Origin of the sequence: Candidatus Methylospira mobilis, from assembly GCF_009498235.1 — a bacterium.
In the GTDB taxonomy this organism is placed as follows: domain Bacteria; phylum Pseudomonadota; class Gammaproteobacteria; order Methylococcales; family Methylococcaceae; genus Methylospira; species Methylospira mobilis.
On sequence record NZ_CP044205.1, the window covers coordinates 1698134 to 1721677 of the forward strand.

Sequence of the window (23544 nt, forward strand, 5' to 3'; positions counted from 1 at the left end):
GTGAAAACAAAAACTGGACCCGATACACCCAGGCTTTCCGGCTTGCCCTCAGGAGAAATGGCAACCCAATGGAATCTCTATGCCGAGACCGTGGAACAGGCTCCTGTTGCAATTTCGATTACCGACGACAGAGCGAATATTCTATATGTCAATCAGTCGTTCACCGAAACCACCGGTTATGCGTCATGGGAAATCATCGGTTGCAACGAGTCCATGCTGTCCGACCGGCAAACTCCGGTAGCGGTTTATCAGTCGTTGTGGAACACTATTCTGGCCAAAAAAACCTGGAACGGCTGTCTGATCAACCGCCACAAGGACGGTACACGTTACCTGGCGGAGCTGACGATAGCACCTATCGTCGATGCCGATGGAAAAACAACGCATTACATAGGCATGCATCGCGACATAACCGAAGTACACAATCTTGAGCAACAGGTAAAGAACCAGAAAAACCTGATAGAAACCGTATTCGACTCCATGCCGGTAGCTGCTGTGCTACTGAACGCATCCCTGGAAAAGGTGTTGGCCAATCGTATGTACCATATCCTTGCTCAGGAATTGGAATACGACACTCCGGCCAGGCTGTTTATTGCGATATTGAAAAACGATCTGGCCGGTTCGTGGGAAAAATTACGGCTGACCACAGGCAGTTTTAAAAACCATGAAGTCAGAATCGATCAAGGAGGACACCTACCCGCTCGCTGGTTCGAATGCTCCGGCAACTGGTTCATTCACGACGATACGCTGGACTCCTTCTTCGGAGAACCGGGAGAAAACTATTTGCTGCTGACGCTAAGCGACATTACCCGGCAACGCAAACATGAGGAAAGCATACGCATCAACGCGATGCGCGCATTGATTGCCGAAGAGGAAAAAACACGCAGTGTGCGCGAGGCCATACAGGGTGCGATTCATCATATCCATGGACCGTTAAACCAGCTCAGCGCCGCTCGCAAGTTGTTGGGCCGCCGGGCGGATACACAGGAAAACCAGGCCTTGCTCGGTATTTTCGATCAAATCATCGTGGCGAGCCAGAATTCGATTTCGCAACTGGAAGGCTGCATGCCTGCGTCGCTCAGTCATGCCGACGAATCCATCAATATCAATCAGCTATTGCACGAGACCATCGTTGTACTGACAGACCGGTTGCTGGCAGGCGGCATCGTGGTTGAATGGAAACCGGCTGCCGTGCTGCCGATTCTGATCGGCAAAGAGTATCCGCTGCGATCCGCGTTCAAACACATCATAGAAAATGCGATCGACGCGATGAATGAAGCTGCGACCTTCAAGCGTGAGTTGAAAATAGCGACGCGCGCCGATAACAATGCAATCCATGTGACTATAGAAGACAGCGGCCCCGGGTTATCGCCGGACTTGCACATACGCGCGTTCGAACCTTTTTTCACCACACGTAAAAACGACAAGCGCGGACGTCACTCCGGCATGGGTCTGGCTATGGCTCAGGAGATTATCAATCAACACCTTGGAATCATCCAATTCGACCCCGATTACCAGGAGGGGTGCAGGGTGAACTTGCAGTTCAGCCTTACGCCATCCGGTCAACAGCAGCAGGGATTATTCAACCATGGTTGAGCGCACAAAACTCGTCGAACTTGAACTGGATGCGTTGTACCATGTCAGCCAGGTGCTCAACAGCAGCCTGGATCTACAGCCTAAATTGCAGGCGATACTGGAAGTATTGCATGACGAAGCAGGCATGCATTCCGGTATGCTCGCGCTACGCGAACAGCAAAGCGACGCGCTGGTGGTCTGCGCGTTACGACGCCTGAACAGCGACGCTTCGCTTAGAGAACCCGTGCGTTATGAGCCGGGCGAGGGTTTAATGGGATTGATACTCGATGCCGGCAGCACCATCGTCGTCGAACGTATTGCCGACGAACCGCGCTTCCTGGGCAAGCTGGGACTATATGACCCCAAGCTCCCGTTTATCGGCGCACCGATACATATCGGCGACGACGAGGTAGTGGGTGTGCTGGCGGCCCAACCGGAAGACGCCGCGCTGCTCGGTGAGCGGGCGCGCTTCATGGAAATGGTTGCCAATCTCATAGCCCAGAGCGTCAGCACCCTGCGCGGCATGGAGCAAAAGCAAAAGGATTTAACCGAAGAACGCGATCATCTGCGCCAGCATCTGCGCAAAAATTATGGCTTTGAAAACATCATCGGTCATACGCAAGTGATGCTTCGTGTATTCGAACTGGTACGACAGGTTTCCAAATGGAATACCACGGTTCTGATACGCGGGGAATCCGGAACCGGCAAGGAAGTCATCGCCAATGCGATACATTTCAACTCCCCATGCGCCGGCGGTCCATTTATCAAACTCAATTGCGCAGCGCTTCCCGACACACTGCTGGAGTCGGAGTTGTTCGGTCATGAAAAAGGCGCGTTTTCCGGTGCGCTGGCGTTGCGTAAAGGGCGCTTCGAGCTGGCCAATAACGGCACCATTTTCCTTGATGAAATCGGCGAGATTTCACTGTCGTTTCAAGCCAAACTGTTGCGCATACTCCAGGAGGGCGAATTCGACCGCGTCGGCGGTACGCAGACGCTGAAAGTCCGGGTACGCATTATCGCTGCAACCAACCGCAACCTGGAGGAGGAAGTCGAAGCCGGGCGCTTCCGCGAAGATCTGTACTATCGATTGAACGTCATGCCTATCAACATGCCGCCGCTGCGCGAGCGTCTGGAAGATATTCCGGAACTGGCAAAATTTCTGTTGAACCGCATTTCAGCGCAACAAGGCGGCCGGCATCTGGAAGTGAAGGAGAGTGCGTTGCGTTTATTGTTCCGGCATGACTGGCCGGGCAATGTCCGCGAACTGGAAAATTGCCTGGAACGCGCCGCCATCATGAGCGATAACGGCGTCATCGACCGCGATGTGATCGCGCTGACCGGTCTTGAGGATCGTTTGCCTTTACAGGCAGGCAGTTCAAGCTCCGGAGCGCCAGCCCAGGATCTGCATGGTGATGACAGTGAACTGGACGAACGCGAGCGGGTTATTGCCGCGCTGGAGCAATCGGGCTGGGTTCAAGCCAAAGCCGCGCGTCTGTTGAACATGACGCCCAGGCAGATAGCCTACCGGGTGCGCATCCTGAATATACGCATGAAACATATTTAATCTGCAAGCTGACCGCCAGGGGCAGTCTGATCTTTGCCTTGTCAGGCTTACGTCCCTGACCCGCTATGCCGGAATAAATTGTGGCGGCGGGGTTTATAGTTAACCCGCAGCTGGCTTTGTTCCTGATAGCCTCGACGACCCGTCTTACCGGGAAAATTCCAGCGAATACAGGAAAAATATCAAGTGCCACTGCCGAAAAGGCTATATTCGTGCGTCTTTGCAGCTGTAACAATCGCCTGCAAGAGTTGAGTGCGATTAGTATTTAACTCGGTAAACTTCAGCGCGATTTTTACGCTATCCGCGTCTATCCGCGCTTCTGCGGCCTGAAGCCGAATAACAAAACCTTCAAGAGCGGATATGCTGCCGGCTTCGAGCTTGATATCGACGGTTGCTTCCTCGAAAATCAACGGTATGGTATTGCGTCTGCTGAACAAGCCGAAAATCCCTCCCATGCTGAGATCGATAATGCCCCCCTTCAGATGCTGATCTCTGAAATGAATCCCCATTACGCCATTCACGGTAAACCGCTGAAATTGTCTTCGCTCGTAATTCTCGACAACAGCCGTTACTTTCTGTACCAGACTGCCGATATTGAAGGGTTTGACTATATACGAGCTAACCCCGCCCCTTATTGCTCTTGTTACACTGGCTCTATCCCTTCTCGATGAGAGCATTATAAACGGGGTATGATTGATTATAGGGTGCACTCTTACCCATTGTAAAATTTCGTCACCCGTCAGATCCGGCAACTCCCAATCGCATAGGACAAGATCATAGGTATGATGCTCCAGTTTTATAACAGCTTCCTTTCCGTCGACGGCTACATTCACATTAACTTCCGAAAAATGCTCCTCAAGGCCGGATTTGATGAACTTGCGCATGGCTGCAGTATCGTCGATTATAAGAATATTGAGCTTCTTCATTGTAATCTATTAAACGTGAAAAAAAGATATCCTGTCCATCGCCGCCTCCGCATGCCTTCCCCACACGTCTTCGGTCACGGATTTTCAGGTTGCAGCAATGCGTTGCGTAATGTTAGGTTAAGGAAAGCATTAATTTTATGCTGAATATCTCAATGCCAAAACCCTGGTCAACAACTTGTATCGTTATGGTTTTAAATAATAAAACTCACAGCCAGAGCTTCCCGCGCCAAACCGGAATCGTAAAAACCTTATAAAAAATTATATCATTTATCATGATACATCAATCTTTGGGCGCAGGCCCATCAAATTTGCTGAACCGATCTATTCCAATTACTGCCGCGCCCTTGTGCAAAAAGAAATAATACTAATTAATATCAAAGTTTTGTATCGTATCCGTGATGGAGCGGGCGCTCGGGATAGATGCTTATGAAGAGAGCATACCGCCAACTATAGGACATGCGCCGGCATAGGGATACCATCTTCGGACGCCTCAATATAGAAATAGAAAGAGCGCTTATCGGCGTGGGCCGTTTTCCCTGCTCCTGATATAAAAAGAACGCCAACCCGCTACGAGCAGCAAGGCAAGTGATCCCCACAGCAGTGCGGGTACCAGCCAGAACCATTGTTGATAAAAAGTAGCGGGCGGATTTTTCAAATAGGGAACCTCATAAACTCCGGCCCAGGCCTCATGCAGCGGGGAGCCCTCCAGTATTTCTCCTGTTGCCAGCGACACTGTGGATATGCCGGTATTGGTGACGCGCAATACCGGCCTGCGGAATTCCACGCCGCGCGCCAGCGTCATGACCATATGCTGATACGGCTCCTGCCACTGGCCGTACCAGGAGTCATTGGTTGCATTGACGATAAATTGCGCGCCCAGGTCGGCGAGCGCGCGTGTAAATGCAGGGAAGAGACTTTCGTAACATATTTGCGCTCCCATTTTGTAGTCATTCAGGTGCAGCAAAGCGCTGGGTCCGGCCCCTCGCGCAAACTGCCCGGTAGGCGGCAACCACTCGCGTATCTGCGGAAATAATTGTTCGCCGGGGATAAACTCGCCGAATGCAAGCAGTATGGTTTTGCTGTAATGAGGCTGCACAATCTCACCGTTGGCGTCCAAAACAAATAGCGAGTTGGTAAGCCGTCGCGATGACTGGTCGACGCCGTAAGCTCCGGTGACAAGCGCGAGCCGGCTCTCTTTAAGGTAGTCTCTCAAGATCGCAGGGTACTCATGGAACTTGTACTTCTCTCCCAACAGCGCAGGAAACGCCGTTTCCGGCCACATCACAAAGTCTACTTTTTCCCGACTGCCACTCACGGCCTTGTCTGTCAATTCAAGATATTTCCTGAGTATTTGCTGTTCGTAGGCTTTTCCCAGTTCGGCTGCCATTTTTTCTGAGTTGCCGATATTGCCTTGTACCAATAGCGCCCTTAAAGAAGCATCCGGTGCTGGAAGCCTGCTTTTTAGCCATGCGCCGCCGAGATTCAGCAGCACAAAACCGGACAAAACCGATGCCAATAATACCTTTCCGCTGCGGTTGCCACGATTTTTCCAGGCAAAATACAGCGGAAGATTACAGAGCAGGGTCGCCGCGCTCAGTCCGTTAAAACCGACTGCCTCAGCCCAATGGAAAACAGGAATGCCGGCGCCATACCAGGAGTAACCGAAATTCCAGTCAAACAAGGTTAGAGAATACGCCTCGCATAAGGTGGTAATCAAGGCCATCAGCCCCAATGAAAGCCGTTCCGGCCACTGGAACAGCCGCTGGCATAAAAACCACAGGACCCCCGCCAAGGGTACAAACAAATGCGCCAGCAACGCAAACACCAGCATACCGATAACGGCCAGAGGCCATGGTAAATGCGCAAATTCATGCAGCAGGTAAGTCACCCAGTTAAAACCTATCAAGGTAAAAATAAAAGCAGTGAGTACCCCTCCCAAAAAAACACCCTGCAAGCTTGTTTGCCGATACCAGAACATCCACAATGGCACAAAGCAGAACAAGGATGCCCAAGGAGGGAAGGGGATGTAGCTGGTTCCGATCAATACGCCGGACAAGGCAGGAAAAAGCCAGCGACCGGATTTACAAACTGAAAAACTTTTCATTGTCGGTGAAGTTCCGCAGGCAGTTCATTGAAAATTACGAACGAATTATATCAACTACATATCTGTCTATGTAGGATGTTTACGGTACCACAGCGGCTGGGACGCGCCAGGTAGAACTTACTGCAGGGGAAACTGATTTAATCAATGTCCACCGATTGCGAACACGTAAACTCAATGGACGGTCTTGAAAATCATGGATAAAACGATTTAATCAGTTATTCCCGTGCGCCTTGCAAAAGCGCTGTTTTTCAGCCGGAGCGAAATTCGCCCGGCGACTTTCGCTCCGGCCGGTAGCAACTGGAGCAGCCATGGAGTCAACGAAGCGGCTGAAGCCTTTGGTGCAGAGGGTTCTGTAAAGGAACTTGGCGAACATGCAGGCCGTAACGCGAGTGAACGCGGAGCAGGATTCGAATATGATGAAGCGGAGGCCGGCTCTCCGGTGATAAGAGGAAGGCCGCGCCGATGCATCAAATATGGCCGATATCTTCTACAGCACCGGCATCAAACGGCTTTTTTGTAAACAGGATTTCTTACATAGAGCGGTTGAGAGTTTTCAGCGTTCACACATGCACCCTGCCGGTAGATATCGCAGCCAAGTCGCGCTATCCAGCCAGCTCGCGGAAAACGATCCGCTAAAACTCCGACCAGGTTACCGCTACCGATTTGCTCTGTCAGCAATTGCTTATAACGCGTCCAACCGCTGCCTATTGCTACCCCTGACACTGGCTCAGCCACACGGACCATAGCCGGTGCAAGCACTTGCTCGTTCTGGATACGCTCCGGCATAAGACTCTCTGAACGGCGATAAATCGCCCAGTATACTTCGTCCATCCGTGCGTCGAGACAGGGAAAAGCATAATCGCTTTCGCATTCGGCCAGTGCCTCGGCCGCCAGAACCGCCAACGTGGATACTGGCGCAACAGGAAGGTCGGCGGCAAAAGCGATGCCCTGAACCACTCCCGCGGCAATCCTGAGCCCGGTAAAAGATCCCGGCCCGCATCCGAACGCCAGCGCATCGATATTCGCCAAGGTCAGGCCGGCTTCCGCCAGTACCTGCTCCATCATGTGCAATATCAGCCGGTTATGTTCTTGAGGTGCCAACTCGTATCGTTCGATTACGGTGCCATTATCATACAACGCCGCAGAACAGGCTTCCGTGGCCGTTTCCAATGCCAGTATCCTGACTGCACCAGATCCTGGTACTGCACAATCGCCTTCTACCATTATTTTGATTCGTCTCCTTTCACTGTACTCTCACATATTATCGAACGTTACAGTTCGTTGGTTCAATTGATAGTTGACCGGGATGGAGCTCGTGTTATGCCAACATCCAGGTTCTGGTCACGAATGCTTTTCCTTCAGGCCGCCAATGATGCCCGCACATCCTGATGTTATTTATAATGGCGGACGTAGTTGGCCTGTGTGGTGAAAAACCGCGTGTCCATCCTGTCGATATAAAGATTTCCGCACAGGTGGTCGATTTCATGCTGGAGTATGCGCGCATACCAGCCGCTGGCCTCAATGAGGCGAGTTTCGCCTTGATGATCCAGACAGGACACTTGTATTGACCGGTTGCGTTCGACTTTGGAGCTGAAACCGGGCAGGCTGAGGCAGCCTTCGTAGAAAATTTCCGTTTCCGGTGAGGACGAGATAATTTGCGGGTTGATAATGACATGAAAAGGAATCGGAAGTCTCGCGCGCTCAGCCAATTCTTCATGACTTAAATCCTTGAGGTATTCCTCGCGGTCCTCTATTACCGCAAGCTGCAACGCCAGCCCTATTTGGGGCGCGGCCAGTCCGACGCCCGGGGCGTCGAGCATGGTTTCCCGCATTTGTTCGATCAGAGCCTGCGTCGCATCGTTACGAATTTCTTCCCTGTTTAGCGTTCTGGCCTGCCGCCGAAGAACCGGGTCGCCAACCTGGGTGATTTTCAGCTTAAGCGCGGTATAGGTCATAGCGTGCCGGGGTTAGAGCAGTTTAAAGCCGAGCGCGTTAAGCGCTTCCTTCAGCCGGTCACGCCCGGACAGGCGCTCCGGGCTGGAAATACGCTTGGCGGAGTGCAGCGACCAGTTGCCTGAAGTCGTCATGTATTGCCGACTGTAGAAATCCGCGATGGTCGCATCGTAACGTTCGATGCCTGCTTCCTGGCTTTTCATATGGTATTGTTCCCGGTGCAGCACAACCTCCTGCGGTAGCCGCGGTTTGATGGCGGGCGTTGCTTCCGGGTCAGGATAACCGACGCAAAGACCGAATACCGGGAATACGCTTTCGGGCAGACCGAGCTCGGCCGCTACCTGTTCCGGCTGGTTGCGTAGCGCGCCGATGTAAACCGTACCCAAACCCAATGATTCAGCGGCAATGACGGCATTCTGCGCGGCGATAGCGGCATCGACCACGGCCATGGTGAACATTTCCAGATAGTCCAGCCCATCCGTAGTCATGTTTTTTGCTGTGGCAACGTGTCTTAAGCGCGCCAGATCGGCCAGCCAGACCAGAAATAGCGGCGCCTGCCTTATGTGGCCCTGATTTCCCGCAAGAACGGAAAGACGCGCGCGGCGTTCGCCGTTTTCGACTGCGACTACACTCCATAATTGCAAATTGGATGAAGTGGCCGCGGATTGCGCCGCGGCAAGCAGGATTTCCAGCGTGTGTTCGGGTAATGCCTGCGAGGTGTAAGACCGGATTGAACGGTGAGAGAGCAGCGTCTCCAGCGTTTCGTTCCATGCTGTATCGGGCAGTGTTTCATTTTCGGCGTAACGGGCCTTGATCAGCGTGTGTGCGGACGTCATGAGATAGCTTCCTGTTGCGAAATGTCTCTTCAGGATCAGCCCAAAAAAATGGTTTGTCAACTTTAAACGGAATGATTGATCAGGTATCGACCGCTTTGTTTTGATTCGAGCCGATAGTGAAGAAATACTTTGAAAATTGGTGTTTTCGAGGTTGGGATGGCGTGCCGGACTTTGTAAGCAGGCATGCCGGAGTGATAATATCGTTCGCAGGAGAGAGAAGATCGTGATCAAGGTAAAACGTATTGTTGAAAACACTGCCGGCCGGGATTTCATTGTCGGTGATCTGCACGGCGCTTTTGATTTGCTTGACGCTGCCATGGAAGCGGTCGATTTCGATGCGCGTAAGGATCGACTGTTTTCCGTCGGCGATCTGGTCGACCGCGGCCCGGATTCGCCCAGGGTAATTGCTTTTCTGGAACAGCCATTTTTTTTTGCCGTGCGCGGTAATCACGAGGACATGTTTCTTGATATCTACGCCGAGAGCGACACGCCTTCAGAAAGCGTGGTTAGAGAGAAAACTGCAAACTACGGTATGCGCTGGTGGTGGGATTTGCCGCAGAACGAACGACTGGCATATATCGCCGCGTTTCGCCGGTTGCCTCTGGTTATGGAAGTGCAGACGCGGCATGGCGCAATCGGCATTCTGCATGCCGAGGTGCCGTTGGGAATGGACTGGGCTACTTTTACCGCTTTGATCGAGAGTGGCGATCAACAGGTAATACAGCAGGCTTTGCGCGGGCGCAGCCGCGCATGCCGGGGTGATAATTTGGGCGTTGACGGTATCGAGCGCGTTTTTGTCGGTCATACACCGCTGGAAAGCGCCGCGCAGCGCGGCAATGTCTTTCATCTGGATACCGGCGCGGTATTCGGTTTGATGGATCCGGACAACTCCGGCGGGCGATTGACGTTTGCCGGATTGAATTCACATCGCGTATTAATGGCAAGTCCGGTACGCAAGGATCTGATCGATATCCATGTCGAGCCGGGACAGAGCTGATCGGGCGTTTTTCTACAGCGAACCGTCGGCGTTTTGGATTTAAAATTACCAAAAGCCGGCTTCGGATTAATCATTGCTTTTCTTGTCTCTGAAGCAACACTTGTAATAAATACATGAACACAACCGTAGTGAGCGGAATAACCTGTATGAAGATATTTAGCGGATTGATTTTGACGCTGTTGATACTGTCTGGCTCGGGTTGCGCATCAAACCCACCCGCTACTCCCGCGCAGCAGCGATTGCAAATTAACAGCATGGCGGATGGAGCCATGAGTAATATTTATGCGCAATATCCAAAATCCCGCAATGTCGTACGAACTGCCGCCGGTTATGCAGTATTCGATATTAGTGGCGGAAAGATGCTTTATGGTGGCATGGACCATGGCGAAGGCGTGGTTGTGGATAATGTGACGCGCAAGCGCACCTATATGAAAATGTTCGAGTTGCAGCCAGGATTCGGATTTGGAATTTCCAATTCCCGGCTTGTTTTTGTTTTCAAAACCAGGGCTGCGCTAAAGAACTTCATTACCTCGGGGTGGCAATTCAGCACCCGTATGTCGGCTGCGGCAAAAAACGAGGATCAAGGCGGCGCGTTTGATTTGGGTTATGCCATAAATCCCGATACAACCGTCTATCAAATGACGGAGAAGGGCGCTCTGGTCGGCGTCAGCATTACCGGCGCCAAGTATTGGATGAACGACGAGCTGAATTGACGGCGTTTCCATCCTGATCGTTGCGAATGATTAAAGTTTTTGCTCCAGCTTGCCGATTATCAATTAAATTCTTACGGTACAGGGGAGGGGCAAATGAAAATCGCGAGCTATTCTTTGAACACGAAAACCAGCCACGAACAGTCCGTGCAAAACAGCGTCAGCCAATCCATGCGGATATGGGCGGATACAACTTCTTCTCAAGGCGATGTCCGGTCCGGCGCTCCTCAAAACGGTATCAGGGTCACTATTTCCCAGGCGGGGCTGCAAAAACAATCAACGGAAACGGGTTCGGTCAACGGAGATAGCGATATTCTCAGCGATCCTCGAGTGCTGCTAATTGAGCTCATCATCGAAAAACTGACCGGGCTAAAAGTTCATCATTTGTCTGGCTTAGGCCAACATCAATCGGTGCAAGCGGGTAGTTCAGGCCCGGGTTTAAACATTGAGTTCAGCAAAACCCATACCTATAGCGAATCGGAGCAAACTACCATGCAGACCAGCGGAGTAATCAAGACTACCGATGGGAAGGAAATTCAATTTAGTATGAATTTGAATATGCAGCGCCAGTTCAGTGTCAGCGAAACCAGCGCGACCCAGATACATTTGGGTGCGACGCCCAAAAAAACCGATCCGTTGGTTGTGAATTTCAACGGTACCGCCACTCAGTTAAGCGATCAACGCTTTGCCTTCGATTTGAATTCTGACGGGAATAAGGAACAAATCAATGCGCCTGTATCCGGTTCCGGCTTTCTGGTGCTGGATAAAAACAACGACGGCAAAGTCAACAACGGCAGCGAGTTGTTTGGTCCTTCCAGCAATAACGGCTTCAGTGAACTGGCGAAGTACGACAGCGACCATAACAATTGGATAGATGAAAGCGACTCGATTTATAGTCAACTCAAGGTTTGGACGCCGGATGCAAACGGAAATGGGACGCTCAGCAGTCTGGCTTCATTAGGCATCGGCGCGATATCGTTGCAGGCGGCCGCGACACCGTTCGAAATCAAGGATGCATCCGATCAATTATTGGGCAGTGTGGTTTCCAGCAGCGTCGCGCTTAATAATAATGGCACCACCGGCAGTGTGCAGGAGGTCGATCTGACTGTGTAACTATAAAGAACCGGCTGGCCGTCGCAGAGATATCGCATCCATGCTGAGCGCATTGTGTCGAGCCGTAAATAAAATCTGTTAAGGAACCGCTGATTAATAGCCAAAACCTGGGTTGCTGCGCCGGTGCGCAATTTTTTTGAGCCTAAATTTTCTATTTTGGCGCATTTTTTATGCGTTCCCTCTTAAAACCACCGGTTTTACCGGCATTTTCCGCCTTTCGGGCGGATTGAGGGCGCAATAATCCCTCATATCGACCCCATCAGCCGCTTTTGGCTCCGGTACAAATTACAAAGCCCGAACAAAATCTGTAGTTGATGCGTGTTCTTTTCCAATCCCCGATACCGCGTCTTGCGATAATGAAACAGGTTCTTGATCACATGGAACGGATGCTCGACACGCGAACGAATCTGCGCCTTCTTTTTTTCGATCTCGCGCACCGTTTCTTTCCATCGGCCTTCGGGCATCGCTTTTAGCTTGCCGCGCTTCATGGCGATCAACCACTCCACCGTTTTCCCGGTATTCTCTTCGCGCTTTTCAACGCCGATGTAACCGGCATCGGCTATGACCACTTGTTCCCGACCATGAAGCAACTCGCTGGTCATCACCACATCACTGACATGCGCCGACGTACCGACAACCGTATGAACCAGTCCCGATTCAGCATCCACACCAATATGCGCCTTCATCCCGAAATACCACTGATTTCCTTTCTTGGTCTGGTGCATTTCCGGATCGCGCTCGCCACTTTTGTTTTTGGTCGAGGGCGGCGCTGCGATCAACGTGGCATCCACGATCGTTCCTTCGCGCATGAGTAATCCTTTCGCTTCAAGAAGCGCATTAATGCGGCCCAGCATCACCGGCGCCAGCTTATGCTCTTCCAGCAGGTGGCGGAAGTTCAATAGCGTGGTAGCATCGGGAACACGCTCATGCGTCAGGTCAATTCCGGCAAAGCGGCTTAATAGGGGCATATCATAAAGCGCATCTTCTGTTCCTTCGTCGGAAAAGCCGTACCATTGCTGGATGAAATACAATCGCAACATCCTTTCGATCCCGATAGGCGGACGACCTCGTCCGGAAGCGGGATACACCGGCTGAATGAGCTCGACCAGTTCAGACCAGGGAACTACCTGATCCATCGCGTTCAAAAAAGTCTCGCGCCGCGTGGTACGCGATTTTTGCTGGAGAAGAACGTCAAGGAGGGTGGTCTGTTTCATCATACGCCGGAAACCGTTTCAGTATAATATATTGATTATTATACCATGGTTAATTTATATCCATAATAAATATATGGAATTAGGTGGCGATTAAATCAGCGTTTCCTTAACTATTCAGTTATCGTTGTCAATTTTCGAAGGAGAAAGCTTTAGCTCTCGATCATTCTGCAATTCGCAGGCTAAAGCTCGCTTCTGCAAGGGGTTTCAATCGAATATTTTAGTGAGCGGCCAGTTTTATGGCGGCTACCATGCCCAGGCTCCTCTGGTTGAAAAGCCATAAAATCTGCAACAATCCAGCCTACCCGCTTGATGAGGAAGTAAGGCAAGCCGGAGAAGAACCTTCCTGCGCCCAACGATGGACGCAGCGCGCCGCCGGGAAAAGCTTGCAGGCTGGTTACACAAACCGACTTGCTTCCGCGCCGACGGGCTTGCCGCAATCCGACTACTTCGGTCATCACTCATAAAGCACTCACTGATATCTGGTTGCCCAAGTCTTTCATGGACGTTCAAACGCCGGTAGTCAGTTGCATGGTCTGTAATTTCCGGCAAGCATTTTTTGCTTGCTCGCACAATGCCCGCAAGCGTTATCTCACGGCGCTCTTCAATAATGTCCTTTCCTATGTAAGCTATCGTACAGACTCGCTGCGAATTTGCTTGTTAAACTTAACCGGATAATGGGAATTTATACCCCAGGCGCTTACTCCAATCGCAGCAACAAGATGTAAATTAGATAGATTATGACTCGTCCCAGCAGTAAAAAGACCACGGCAGCGGTAGTCGAAAACGCCGATACGGAAGCGACAACCCTGGTTAAGGGTGAATCCTGCAGGGCCTTGAGGCCTTATCTCGTTGGGGTAGGCGCATCGGCGGGCGGCCTCGAGGCGCTTTCCAGCTTGATTGCCGCATTGCCCGCCGATCTGGGCATCTCTTACGTGGTGCTCCAGCATCTTTCTCCTACACACCGCAGCATGATGGCGCAATTGCTCGGGCGCGAGACCGCCATGGCTGTAAAGGAAGTTGAAAACGGCGAACAACCCGAGCCGGATACCATTTATGTGGCTCCCGCCAGCAGCAACATCAAAATGAAAGACGGATGTTTTCAGTTGATTGAAGGACCGCGCGAAGCGACTCCACGACCGTCGGTCAACATATTTCTCACTTCGCTTGCGGAAGAGAAAATCGAAGACGCCATCGGAGTTATCCTGTCCGGCACCGGTAGCGACGGCGCTTCCGGTTTGCGCGATATCAAGGCGGCGGGCGGCTATACTTTCGCACAGGATCCGCAGACCGCAAAATACACGGGCATGCCGCAATCCGCTATCGATACCGGATGCGTGGACTGGGTTTTGCCGCCGGAAGGCATCGCCCAGGAAATCGCAATAATAGCGCGTTCGCACGGCGCTGTCACTGTGGCGCAGAAACCGCCGGTTGCGTCGACAGCCTTGAAAAAACTGCTGATGAAAGTGAAACAGCAGACACGCATCGATTTTTCCGGATACAAGGAAGGAACGCTGTGGCGGCGCATAGAACGGCGCATGGCGGCGAACCATGTCAGTAATTTCGATGAGTATCTGACGTTGGTGGAGCGCGACCACGAAGAGCTGGATCATCTCAGCAAGGATATACTGATTTCGGTTACCGCTTTTTTCCGCGATCCGGATTCGTTTTCCGCTTTGCGCATTCATGTGAATAATCTCGTTCGAGCAAAACATCCCGGAGACGAGATACGCATTTGGGTGCCGGCGTGCGCCACGGGAGAGGAGGCTTATACCGTCGCAATTTTGCTGGCCGAGGTGCTGGGATCGAACCTGACGCAGTTCCGCATCCAGATTTTTGCGACCGATATCGATGTGCATGCGCTGACCGTCGCGCGTAAGGGCTCCTACGCCGAAAGCGCGCTGGCCGATCTGGAACCGGGTCTGGTGCTGCGCTATTTTCAGAAGGCAGGCAATCGCCTGGAAGTGTCGCGCGTCTTGCGCGATATGGTGGTGGTGGCCAGACAGGATCTGGTGCAGGACCCCCCTTTTCTACGGCTCGATATGGTGAGTTGCCGCAATATGCTCATCTATTTGCAAAACGAGTTGCAGGCCAAAGTGCTGGCGACTTTCCATTACAGCCTGGGTTCGAGCGGTATCCTGTTTCTCGGGAAATCCGAAGGCGTTTTTCAGCAGGAGACGTTGTTCGAAGCGGTGGAAAAATCTGCGCGCATTTACCGTCGCTTGCCCGGAGAGTCGCGTTTGCCGGTATCGGCTTTCCGTTTGCCCGATAACGCCGATCGCGCGGCTCCTCGTATAGGGGCCGATAGCGAGTCGCGTCTACTGGATGAAGCGGTGCGCCGTTACGTTCCCTCCGCGGTATTGATTAACAGCGGGTTTGATATTCTGCATATTCACGGCGACGTGTCTCCCTATCTGTCCGTGATGGAGGGAAAACCCAATTTCAATCTGCAAAATCTGCTGCGCCGCGAACTGCGCGCCGATCTGCAATTACTGCAGCATCATGCCGAGCATAAGCAGGAAACCGCTGTCGGGCGTCCCCATAGCCTTAAAGTCGCTAATGAACCGCGCGATGTCAGGGTCGCTATCCATCCCCTGGAGCGCGGAGTCAACCGTCAGTTGTTTCTGGTTTGTTTCGAGGTTTTGCCGGCCGACCCGGCGTCGGTGGCGGATGACGGCGGCGCGTCGCTGAGTGCGGAAGGCCGTAATGTCCGTGAACTGGAAGAAGAGCTGATTTCCACGCGAGAGCGTCTGCAAACGGTCATTGAAGAGCTGGAGACCTCGAACGAGGAAATGCAGGCGCTCAACGAGGAAGTCGTCGCGGCTAACGAAGAGCTTCAATCTTCCAACGAAGAATTGGAGGCGGCCAATGAAGAGCTGCAGTCTACCAACGAGGAGTTGACTACGGTCAACGAAGAGTTGCAGGTACGCTCGGGCGAGCTGGCCGATTTGCTGAACGATCTGGAAAACATACAGAATAGCGTCGGTTTCCCGATTTTGGTATGCAACGAGCGTCTCGATCTGACCCGGTTCAATAGCCCCGCGGCTGCGCTGTTTTCTCTTTCAACGGCGTCGATAAGACAGCCTGTGCCGAGTATGCGCCTGCCGGTGGGTATGAAGGATTTTTCGGGCGAGGTTCGTGATGCCGTTTTCAATAATAGTGTCGTGGAAATCTATGTTTTCTCCAACGAACGACAGTATCTGCTGCATGTTTCGCCCTATGAAACCAAAGTCCATGGCGCGCGTGGTGCGATCCTTGCTTTACTGGATCACACCGAGCGTCTGGCGGCGGAACGGGATGTACGCAAGAATCGGGAAACCTTGCTGGCGATCATGAACAACTCTACGTCCATTATTGCACTAAAGGATCTGGCTGGCCGCTACGAGTTCGTCAACAGCCAATTCGAGCGTTTCTTCAGTCTGGATGCCGGAGACGTGCTGGGTAAGACCGACGCTCAAGTGTTGCCGCGCAAGATCGCCGATGACTTCCGCACCAAAGAGCTCGAAGTCGTGCGGCTGCATGCCGCGTTGGAACTCGAGGACCATCTGGTTTTCGCTTCAGGGCAGGAGCGGTTTCTGCATTCGGTCAGGTTTCCATTGCTTGATGGGGACGGCGTAGTCTACAGTATTTGCACGCAGTCCATAGATATCACCGAACGCAAGCATGCGGAAGATCAGCTCAGATTGGCTGCGCGCGTTTTTGACCGTGCCGGGGAAGGCATCATGGTGACGGATTCGAGCCAACAGATACTCACGGTCAATAGTTCGTTTACCCAGGTTACCGGTTACGATGCGGAAGAAGTCCTTGGCAAGACGCCGAGACTGCTGTCGTCAAGAAAGCACGATGCCGCCTTTTATCTGACGATGTGGAATCATTTGGATAATCATGGCTGGTGGCAGGGTGAAATCTGGAACATGCGCAAGAATGGAGAAGTTTATCCTGAATGGCTGACTATCAATGCCGTGTGCGACCCGGAAGGGAAAGTCATTAACTATGTCGGCATATTCAGCGATATTTCGGTAGTGAAAGAGTCGCAACGCAAGGTCGAATTCCTTGCCACGCATGACGAGCTGACCGGATTGCCCAACCGAGCGCTGTTCATGGACCGTTTGCGGCAGGCCATCGCGCATGCCGAGCGCAACGAAAACACATTTGCGGTGCTGTTTATCGATCTGGATAATTTCAAGGTAATTAACGACTCCATGGGGCATGGCGCCGGCGATGAACTGCTTTGCGGGGTAGCGACGCGCATGCGCGATTGCGTTCGCAGCGGCGATACGGTGGCCCGGTTTGGTGGTGACGAGTTTGCGTTGCTGATCGAGGGAGCGACAGTATCCGAGGCGGAAATGGCGACGCATCGCATTGCCGATGCGATGAGCCGTCCGCACGCTATCGGCAGGCAAAATATCTATACCAGCGCCAGCGTGGGCATTTGCCTTTACCCCAACGATGGGCGCGATCCGGAAACGCTACTGAAAAATGCCGACAGCGCCATGTATCAGGCCAAGGACGGCGGTAAGCGCTCCCATCATTTTTTTACCGAAGAGTTGAAGCAGGCGGCGGAAGAGCGCCTGAGGCTGGAGACCGAATTGCGGGGTGCCATAGAACGTGGGGGGCTGTTTCTGGTGTTTCAACCTCAACTCGAGTTGAGGAGCGGAAGGCTGGTCGGCGTCGAAGCGCTGGTGCGCTGGCAGCATCCGACTCAGGGCCTGATTTCTCCGTCCCGATTTATTCCGTTGGCTGAAACCTGTGGTCTTATCGACCGTCTGGGGGAGTGGGTGGCGGATGCCGCATGCAAGCAGATGGCCGAGTGGATGAGGCAGAGGCAGCCGATCCCGCGTATTTCCATTAATGTTTCGCCTTATCAGTTTCGCCGCAGCAACATTCCGGCGTTGATGTTGCGCCTGTTGAGCCGGCACAGCCTTGACGCCGAAAGAGTCATGCTTGAATTGACTGAAAGCGCGCTGATCGAAAATATTGAACAGACTCAACGTTTCTTGCAGGAGTTGAAGGCGCTTGGTATTCTTCTAAGCATAGATGATTTCGGCACCGGCTATTCATCGCTTTCCTGCCTGCGCAAGCTGCAAATCCACGAATTGAAAATTCCGCAAAGTTTTGTTATCGATATCGCGAGCAGCGCGGATTCCCAGGCCATCGCCAAAACCATCCTGCTGATGGCGCAGACACTGGGATTCAGCGTCGTGGCTGAAGGAATAGAGACTGCCGAGCAGCTCGACGTATTACTTGGAAACGGTTGCGAAATTGGACAGGGATTTTTGTTTGCGCACCCATTAACCGCTGAAGAACTGATCGTGCGCTATGGCTCGGACGTTTGTCCGGCCTGAAGGGAATAGGTATTGCTGTTGCATCTTCATAGTCCGAAACAGAATCGCATCCTTGCAGCATTATCTGCCGAAGATCTTCAGGAACTGTTGCCGTGCCTGAGCGTGGTTTACCTGAAAGTGGGGGGGCAACTGGCCGATTCAGGGCAGCGGCTGGCGTCTGCGTATTTTCCGATAGATAGCGTCATCTCTTTGTTTTATAGTATGAAAAATGGCGAGTCGGCGGGGGTGACCGTTATAGGCAATGAAGGCATGTTCAGTGTCTCCCAGGTGCTGGGCGGCGTGTCCATGCCATATTGGGCGACAGTGGAGGCGGCGGGGCATGCTTTTCAGGTAAATGCTGACGTACTGGATGAAATAAGCCGGCGCATGCCGGCTTTGCGAGATACTTTGTTGCTCTATGCGCAGGCCTCGTTAACTCAAATCGCACAATCGGCGGTATGCAGCAAACACCATTCCTTGAACCAGCAGCTTTGCCAGCATCTATTGCTGATCTGCGACAAATCGCTTTCCGAAGATTTCAGGCTGACGCATGAAACCATAGCCAGTATGCTGGGAGCGCGCCGCGAAAGCGTCACAGAAGCAGCAGGCCAGCTACGCGAGCAAGGGTTGATCGACTACAACAGAGGGCGTATCCGGGTCAGGGATCGCGTCGGGCTGGAGCAGCTGTGCTGCGAATGTTACGGTGTGGTAAGAGAGGAGTTTACGCGGCTTTTGGGGGGGTAGCCCTGGTTTGCCGCTAAGCCACAAATTGCGCAAGAGCCTCATGGCCACAGACCGCGGCAATAAATAATTTCCCTCCTGATTGGAAACCTGACCGGTTCCGAGTCGGGAGGGGGTAAGGGACGAGCCGTTCCATCATTGCCGTACGGACTACGGTCTGATAGACCCCACAGCCTGTAGACTCCTATGTCAACGCGCCATTGCGATAGTCCGCCAGCGCTTGTTCTATCTCCGCCCGCGTATTCATCACGAAAGGACCGTGCTGTGCTATCGGTTCGTTCAGCGGCTTCCCTGCCAACAGCAGAAAACGGGCGCCTTGTAATCCGGCCAGGACTTTGACCGTATCCCCATCGCTAAGCAGTCCGGCTGCGCGATTAGGCAATACTTGCCGGTCGTCGCCGATTGTCGTCTCGCCGTCATACACATATAGAAAAGCGTGGAGCCCGCAGGAGATCGGTGCGATGAAGTCCGCGCCGCCAGGAAGATGTACGTCGAGATAAAGAGGCTCGGTAGTCAGACCCTGAATCGGGCCTGAAACAAGCTGTTCGCCCCGAATAAAGTTGCCCGCTATTACCCGTACTTCGCCCCCTTCCGTCAGGGAAAGCGTTGGTATTTCGCTCGAAGCAATGTCGCGGTAGGCGGCGGGTTTCATCTTTTCCGCGGATGGAAGATTGATCCACAGTTGAAAGCCGCGCAGACGGCCTTCGCTTTGTTGCGGCATCTCGGAGTGGATGATGCCGCGTCCTGCGGTCATCCATTGCACGTCGCCGGGACCCAGGTCGCCGCGATGCCCCATATTGTCTTCGTGACGCATATGACCGTCCAGCATATAGGTGACGGTCTCGAAGCCGCGATGGGGGTGCGGTGGAAATCCGCGGATATAATCGTCGGCGTTGTCGGAGAAGAACTCGTCCAGCATGAGGAATGGATCATGCCGTAGTCTCTCGCCGCCGCCCAGGCTGCGTTTCAGTTTGACGCCGGCGCCGTCCGAAGTGGCGACGGAAGGGATAATGGTCTGAAGCGTGCGTATTGTCATGAGGCTGCTCCGGTTGTTGGTTCGTGGGTACGTATGCTCAGCGAGAATGTTCAGCGCGACTCGGCCACGCGGCGCGCATCCAGACTCCAGGCCCCCGCGCCAGCGACTTCCAGCACGATCACCAGCGTCAGTAAGCTGCCGGAAACGCCGGCGGAAGCCATGTAGGCTTGTGTTCCGGCATAGTGGCCGATTTTGCCAAGCCCGGAAAGCAGGAAAGTTGTTGCGAGGAAAGCGCGTCCGCCGAGTTCGGTAAATTTGTAGAAGATAGTCATAATAATTGCTCCTGAAAAAAGTAATTGTGGATCAGACGGCAAGTCGGTCGATCTGCGCTTGCGCTTGGGCGGGGTTGCTACCCAGTTGCTCCTGGCCAGGGTTCAGACCCACGACCTAGATAAAGCGGATATCACGTATGCCGATAGAGTTGAAAAGCATCAATGATATATTGCGTATCCGTGTGCATCTGTGCTTCCTGATAAAAGCGCGCCCCGCGCGACCAGCGCCAGTAACCGTTTTGTCTTACAGCAGTCCGATTACGCCGGTTTAGCTGTAACGGAAGGCGAGACCTCTGCCCGTGGTAGTGATATGTGATCGAAGTAAGCCTTCAGTGCCGAGGGAATGCCGAATAAGTGATCAAGGCTTGAAATAGATCTGCGATCAGGTGCGGCGCTGGATGATTTAGCGCCAGATCGCGTACGATCAAGCGTTTATCCGTATTTCGCGATTGTCGGGCCCGAACGAAGCGTTGCGCCAGCTTGGGAGAACGGCCTTGCTCAGAAAACAGGCTGTTATTGATTTGCATGAGAGTTTTCATGGCTTATTTCCTTTTCATTTGCTTGGCGAGGCTATTTAATAATTGATTCAGTAGATAAAAAAGCGGAATATTTCGCCTTTAATTATCGAAATAGTGAATATATATGATGTCTACCCCGAAAGTTACGCTGGAACAATGGCGTACGCTGGTGTCCGTAGTGGAGGCGGGCGGCTATGCGCAGGCGGCGGAGCAACTCCACAAGAGTCAATCGACATTGACCTATGCGGTACAGAAGCTGGAGCGTCTGCTGGGCGTCAATGTGTTCGAAATCCTAGGCCGTAAAGCGGAATTGACCTCTGCTGGTCAGGTGCTCTACCGGCGCGGGAAGACGCTGATCGATGAAGCCGTTCGTCTGGAACGTGCGGCTGTCAGTTTGGCGTCAGGATGGGAGCCGGAACTGCGCATCGCGGTTGATACGATTTTTCCGACATGGCTGTTGCTGGAATGTTTTGCGCGCTTTGCCGAGGAGCACCCTGAAACACGCATAGAACTCATCGAATCGGTGTTGTACGGCACGCATGAGTCCTTGCTTGAGGGACATGTCGATCTGGCAATCGGTCCTTTGATACCGCCGGGATTTATGGGGGATACGATCATGAATCTGCGCTTTATTGCTGTGGCCCATCCCGATCATCCGTTACACCGGCTTGACCGGGTGCTGACTTTGGAGGATTTGCGCCGGCACAGGCATCTGGTTATACGCGATAGCAGCAGGCAGCGCGCGCATACGCCGGTCTGGTTAAACGAACAGCGTTGGACGGTTGGCAACAAGGCCACGTCTATTCAGGCTGCATGCATGGGATTGGGGTATGCATGGTATGCCGAGGATAGCATACGCAAGGAGCTGGACGCCGGCCTGCTCAAGCCGTTGCCTTTGCGCGAAGGGGCGGAGCGCTGGGCGATGTTGTATCTCATTTTTGCCGACCGCGACGCTGCCGGCCCCGGCGCGTTGCGAATCGCCGGGATCATACGCGAAGGTCTTGCGCGGCATTGTCCCAGAGCGAGGGCGGCGGCTCCTGCGGCGAAAATGGAAAGCGAAAAAAGATAGGGAAGAATATAATTATTCAGCATGGCTGCTGAAAGAGGTAGCGCAGTGAGACATGCGACGCTCTCTGCGCCCAGGGATGCGTGCAGAGAGCCGCCGGGGCGGACTTGCTGCGTGGTTAATTTCCCCGGACACGCTTCCGCGTGTCTCGACCGGCTTGCCCCGCTTCGTGAAGGATACATGACTCAATCAATGTTTTCCTGGGCGGGTTTTATCTGCCAAAACCAATTCGGCCTTTTTTAACTGTTTTGTATTTGTAAATTATCAGGCCATTTGATTGTTTCCAGTTAACTGGTTTCATGGGCTGTAAACTTCCGGGCAGGGGCATGAATTTATTTTTATCAATAAAGTGCTGCGTAATCCTTTCCGCTACTCGATCAGCGCCTTCGTGTTCAACGGAAAAAACAGAACGCGGTAATTTGGCGGCGCTGTCCAATTTTTCAGCCAAATATACCGGGTCGTCAATTTCTGAAATAGTTGCTAATTCTGTTAACCCCTTGTCATAAAATGCGCGTGCTCTTATTTGTTGTTCAAGATTGTTTTTCGCAAATTGCCTGGGAACGACTAGTAGTGGAATATTGGCTGACACCGCTTCAACTATCATATTGCCTCCATGACAAATCAATAATGCGGCGTTCGACAACAGGTCTGGGAAGTCTGTTCTATTGTGCTCTACAATGATACGTCCGCCTGAGTCCTCTGCACTGGCCAGAGAAGAAATTTCCATAAGTGTTTCCGTAGAACAGCCGTGCGGAATTAATATTCTCCATATACGATTCTTGAATGAGGAAAATTTACGCGCGGCAATGCTTTTTTTATACAGCGTTATGCTGTCACGCGTCACGCCGCCGCCTGATGATACCAGCACTTCCCTGGTTTCATCGCGGATATCAGGGTCTTTCTGGCGAGGCCGGTATCCGAAATAGCCGACATATTCTATATTTTGATATAAATGCTCCGGGATAGCGCCAATGCTGGCTTCCAGGGAAATAATGCTTTTATCGGCGCGCGCAAAAATGCTGCCCGCTTTAAAGTACTTATAAGCGATGGTATGGCGATCGTTATTCAAGCCGGGAGAGTCCGGGCTGGAGATTTTTGGTGGAAACATGATATCCCTCGCAATGGAATAGAGGCGAGGCGCCGGAGTCAGGTCTCGATTCTCGTCATTTTTGATGGCTTCCGCCAGAGGTATTAATTCGAAATCAAAATTTGCCCGGGCATAAGGCCACATCTCGGTGATGATTGCGTCCGGCCGAATGTCATAATAGACATTCAATAATTTTTCTTTTCTTTGTTTTCTGTACTCCATATCGGTTGAGAGGCTTTTTCCGTCAGGAGTAACGAGATTTGCTATTTTATAAGGATCGCTTTCAGGGGTTTTGAGCTTGAGTTGAGGTTGATAAATCATATTGGCTTTCCCGAAATCAAAGTGATCGGTATGCGCTTTGCTGCTTGTAATAACGGATACCTCCCATCCCTTTTCCTGTAATTTTCGCGCAAGTTCGGACTGGACTCTGGCATGTCCGCTTCCAACCAGCGATTCTCCCCATATAAGTGCTTTTGGCATGTATGATCTCCTGGTGTTAGAAAGCTTTAATAAACGG

At 52.5% G+C, this 23544-nt stretch carries 18 protein-coding genes; 8 read left to right on the top strand and 10 right to left on the bottom strand.

Going from position 1 to position 23544, the window contains the following annotated elements; genetic code table 11:
* Entirely contained in the window at nt 1-1593 is a 1593-nt protein-coding gene (gene nifL, locus F6R98_RS07520; RefSeq protein WP_153248481.1) for a nitrogen fixation negative regulator NifL, read from the top strand.
* A complete protein-coding gene (gene nifA / locus F6R98_RS07525) occupies nt 1586-3136 on the top strand; it encodes a nif-specific transcriptional activator NifA (RefSeq protein ID WP_153248482.1) in 1551 nt (516 codons plus the stop codon). Before nifL ends, nifA begins: the two co-directional genes overlap by 8 nt.
* 179 nt (nt 3137-3315) lie before the next feature.
* On the opposite strand, the gene F6R98_RS07530 is transcribed toward nifA, so the two are convergent.
* The 5 genes from F6R98_RS07530 to F6R98_RS07550 form a co-directional block, all read right to left on the bottom strand.
* Nucleotides 3316-4059, bottom strand: a complete 744-nt coding sequence (locus F6R98_RS07530) for a response regulator (RefSeq protein WP_153248483.1) — start codon at nt 4057-4059, stop codon at nt 3316-3318.
* A 514-nt stretch (nt 4060-4573) separates the two neighbouring features.
* Complete coding sequence (lnt, locus tag F6R98_RS07535; protein ID WP_153248484.1) at nt 4574-6163, bottom strand: apolipoprotein N-acyltransferase; 1590 nt, start codon at nt 6161-6163, stop codon at nt 4574-4576.
* Between the two features lie 501 nt (nt 6164-6664).
* Nucleotides 6665-7387: a tRNA (adenosine(37)-N6)-threonylcarbamoyltransferase complex dimerization subunit type 1 TsaB gene (tsaB, locus tag F6R98_RS07540; RefSeq protein WP_153248485.1), complete on the bottom strand. Its 723-nt coding sequence runs from the start codon at nt 7385-7387 to the stop codon at nt 6665-6667.
* A 167-nt stretch (nt 7388-7554) separates the two neighbouring features.
* The gene (gene def, locus F6R98_RS07545) at nt 7555-8118 is read right to left on the bottom strand and encodes a peptide deformylase (protein ID WP_153248486.1); all 564 of its coding nucleotides are present in this window, start codon (nt 8116-8118) and stop codon (nt 7555-7557) included.
* A gap of 12 nt (nt 8119-8130) precedes the next feature.
* Nucleotides 8131-8952 (bottom strand): NADPH-dependent oxidoreductase, encoded by an 822-nt coding sequence (locus F6R98_RS07550; RefSeq protein WP_153248487.1) that lies wholly within the window; start codon nt 8950-8952, stop codon nt 8131-8133.
* 223 nt (nt 8953-9175) lie between these two features.
* On the opposite strand from F6R98_RS07550, the gene F6R98_RS07555 reads away from it, so the two are divergent.
* The 3 genes from F6R98_RS07555 to F6R98_RS07565 all read left to right on the top strand — a co-directional run bounded on the left by F6R98_RS07555 (nt 9176) and on the right by F6R98_RS07565 (nt 11772).
* The gene (locus tag F6R98_RS07555; protein ID WP_153248488.1) at nt 9176-9949 is read left to right on the top strand and encodes a metallophosphoesterase; all 774 of its coding nucleotides are present in this window, start codon (nt 9176-9178) and stop codon (nt 9947-9949) included.
* 146 nt (nt 9950-10095) lie between these two features.
* Complete coding sequence (locus F6R98_RS07560; RefSeq protein WP_194270181.1) at nt 10096-10662, top strand: lipid-binding SYLF domain-containing protein; 567 nt, start codon at nt 10096-10098, stop codon at nt 10660-10662.
* Nucleotides 10663-10755: 93 nt separating this feature from the next.
* Nucleotides 10756-11772 carry a VCBS repeat-containing protein gene (locus tag F6R98_RS07565; protein WP_153248490.1) on the top strand — a complete coding sequence of 339 codons (1017 nt, stop codon included), beginning with the start codon at nt 10756-10758 and terminating at the stop codon, nt 11770-11772.
* 245 nt (nt 11773-12017) lie between these two features.
* On the opposite strand, the gene F6R98_RS07570 is transcribed toward F6R98_RS07565, so the two are convergent.
* Nucleotides 12018-12986 (bottom strand): IS5 family transposase, encoded by a 969-nt coding sequence (locus F6R98_RS07570; protein ID WP_153250884.1) that lies wholly within the window; start codon nt 12984-12986, stop codon nt 12018-12020.
* A gap of 737 nt (nt 12987-13723) precedes the next feature.
* Between F6R98_RS07570 and F6R98_RS07575 the strand changes: the two genes are divergently transcribed.
* Both F6R98_RS07575 and F6R98_RS07580 read left to right on the top strand, forming a co-directional pair.
* On the top strand, nt 13724-18328 hold the full coding sequence (locus tag F6R98_RS07575; RefSeq protein WP_153248491.1) for an EAL domain-containing protein: 4605 nt from the start codon (nt 13724-13726) through the stop codon (nt 18326-18328).
* Nucleotides 18329-18340: 12 nt separating this feature from the next.
* Nucleotides 18341-19051 (top strand): Crp/Fnr family transcriptional regulator, encoded by a 711-nt coding sequence (locus F6R98_RS07580; RefSeq protein ID WP_228125159.1) that lies wholly within the window; start codon nt 18341-18343, stop codon nt 19049-19051.
* Between the two features lie 181 nt (nt 19052-19232).
* Here F6R98_RS07580 and F6R98_RS07585 read toward each other — a convergent pair whose 3' ends face one another.
* The 3 genes from F6R98_RS07585 to F6R98_RS07595 form a co-directional block, all read right to left on the bottom strand.
* On the bottom strand, nt 19233-20084 hold the full coding sequence (locus F6R98_RS07585; RefSeq protein ID WP_153248492.1) for a pirin family protein: 852 nt from the start codon (nt 20082-20084) through the stop codon (nt 19233-19235).
* A gap of 50 nt (nt 20085-20134) precedes the next feature.
* Nucleotides 20135-20356, bottom strand: coding sequence for a DoxX family membrane protein (locus tag F6R98_RS07590; protein ID WP_153248493.1), 222 nt, complete (start codon nt 20354-20356; stop codon nt 20135-20137).
* A 329-nt stretch (nt 20357-20685) separates the two neighbouring features.
* Nucleotides 20686-20895, bottom strand: coding sequence for a hypothetical protein (locus F6R98_RS07595; protein ID WP_153248494.1), 210 nt, complete (start codon nt 20893-20895; stop codon nt 20686-20688).
* A gap of 106 nt (nt 20896-21001) precedes the next feature.
* Here F6R98_RS07595 and F6R98_RS07600 point away from each other — a divergent pair, with 106 nt between their 5' ends.
* Nucleotides 21002-21943, top strand: a complete 942-nt coding sequence (locus F6R98_RS07600; RefSeq protein ID WP_194270182.1) for a LysR family transcriptional regulator — start codon at nt 21002-21004, stop codon at nt 21941-21943.
* A gap of 208 nt (nt 21944-22151) precedes the next feature.
* Here the strand turns inward: F6R98_RS07600 and F6R98_RS07605 are convergent, their stop codons facing one another.
* Nucleotides 22152-23507, bottom strand: coding sequence for a glycosyltransferase (locus F6R98_RS07605; RefSeq protein WP_194270183.1), 1356 nt, complete (start codon nt 23505-23507; stop codon nt 22152-22154).
* Between the last annotated feature and the right edge of the window lie 37 nt (nt 23508-23544).

What these genes read in the sequence shown, in the direction of transcription:
- nifA (WP_153248482.1), top strand. Translation starts at nt 1,586, where the DNA reads ATGGTTGAGCGCACAAAACTCGTCGAACTTGAACTGGATGCGTTGTAC.
- F6R98_RS07530 (WP_153248483.1), bottom strand. Translation starts at nt 4,059, where the DNA reads ATGAAGAAGCTCAATATTCTTATAATCGACGATACTGCAGCCATGCGC.
- lnt (WP_153248484.1), bottom strand. Translation starts at nt 6,163, where the DNA reads ATGAAAAGTTTTTCAGTTTGTAAATCCGGTCGCTGGCTTTTTCCTGCC.
- tsaB (WP_153248485.1), bottom strand. Translation starts at nt 7,387, where the DNA reads ATGGTAGAAGGCGATTGTGCAGTACCAGGATCTGGTGCAGTCAGGATA.
- def (WP_153248486.1), bottom strand. Translation starts at nt 8,118, where the DNA reads ATGACCTATACCGCGCTTAAGCTGAAAATCACCCAGGTTGGCGACCCG.
- F6R98_RS07550 (WP_153248487.1), bottom strand. Translation starts at nt 8,952, where the DNA reads ATGACGTCCGCACACACGCTGATCAAGGCCCGTTACGCCGAAAATGAA.
- F6R98_RS07560 (WP_194270181.1), top strand. Translation starts at nt 10,096, where the DNA reads ATGAAGATATTTAGCGGATTGATTTTGACGCTGTTGATACTGTCTGGC.
- F6R98_RS07565 (WP_153248490.1), top strand. Translation starts at nt 10,756, where the DNA reads ATGAAAATCGCGAGCTATTCTTTGAACACGAAAACCAGCCACGAACAG.
- F6R98_RS07570 (WP_153250884.1), bottom strand. Translation starts at nt 12,986, where the DNA reads ATGAAACAGACCACCCTCCTTGACGTTCTTCTCCAGCAAAAATCGCGT.
- F6R98_RS07575 (WP_153248491.1), top strand. Translation starts at nt 13,724, where the DNA reads ATGACTCGTCCCAGCAGTAAAAAGACCACGGCAGCGGTAGTCGAAAAC.
- F6R98_RS07585 (WP_153248492.1), bottom strand. Translation starts at nt 20,084, where the DNA reads ATGACAATACGCACGCTTCAGACCATTATCCCTTCCGTCGCCACTTCG.
- F6R98_RS07590 (WP_153248493.1), bottom strand. Translation starts at nt 20,356, where the DNA reads ATGACTATCTTCTACAAATTTACCGAACTCGGCGGACGCGCTTTCCTC.
- F6R98_RS07595 (WP_153248494.1), bottom strand. Translation starts at nt 20,895, where the DNA reads ATGAAAACTCTCATGCAAATCAATAACAGCCTGTTTTCTGAGCAAGGC.
- F6R98_RS07600 (WP_194270182.1), top strand. Translation starts at nt 21,002, where the DNA reads ATGTCTACCCCGAAAGTTACGCTGGAACAATGGCGTACGCTGGTGTCC.
- F6R98_RS07605 (WP_194270183.1), bottom strand. Translation starts at nt 23,507, where the DNA reads ATGCCAAAAGCACTTATATGGGGAGAATCGCTGGTTGGAAGCGGACAT.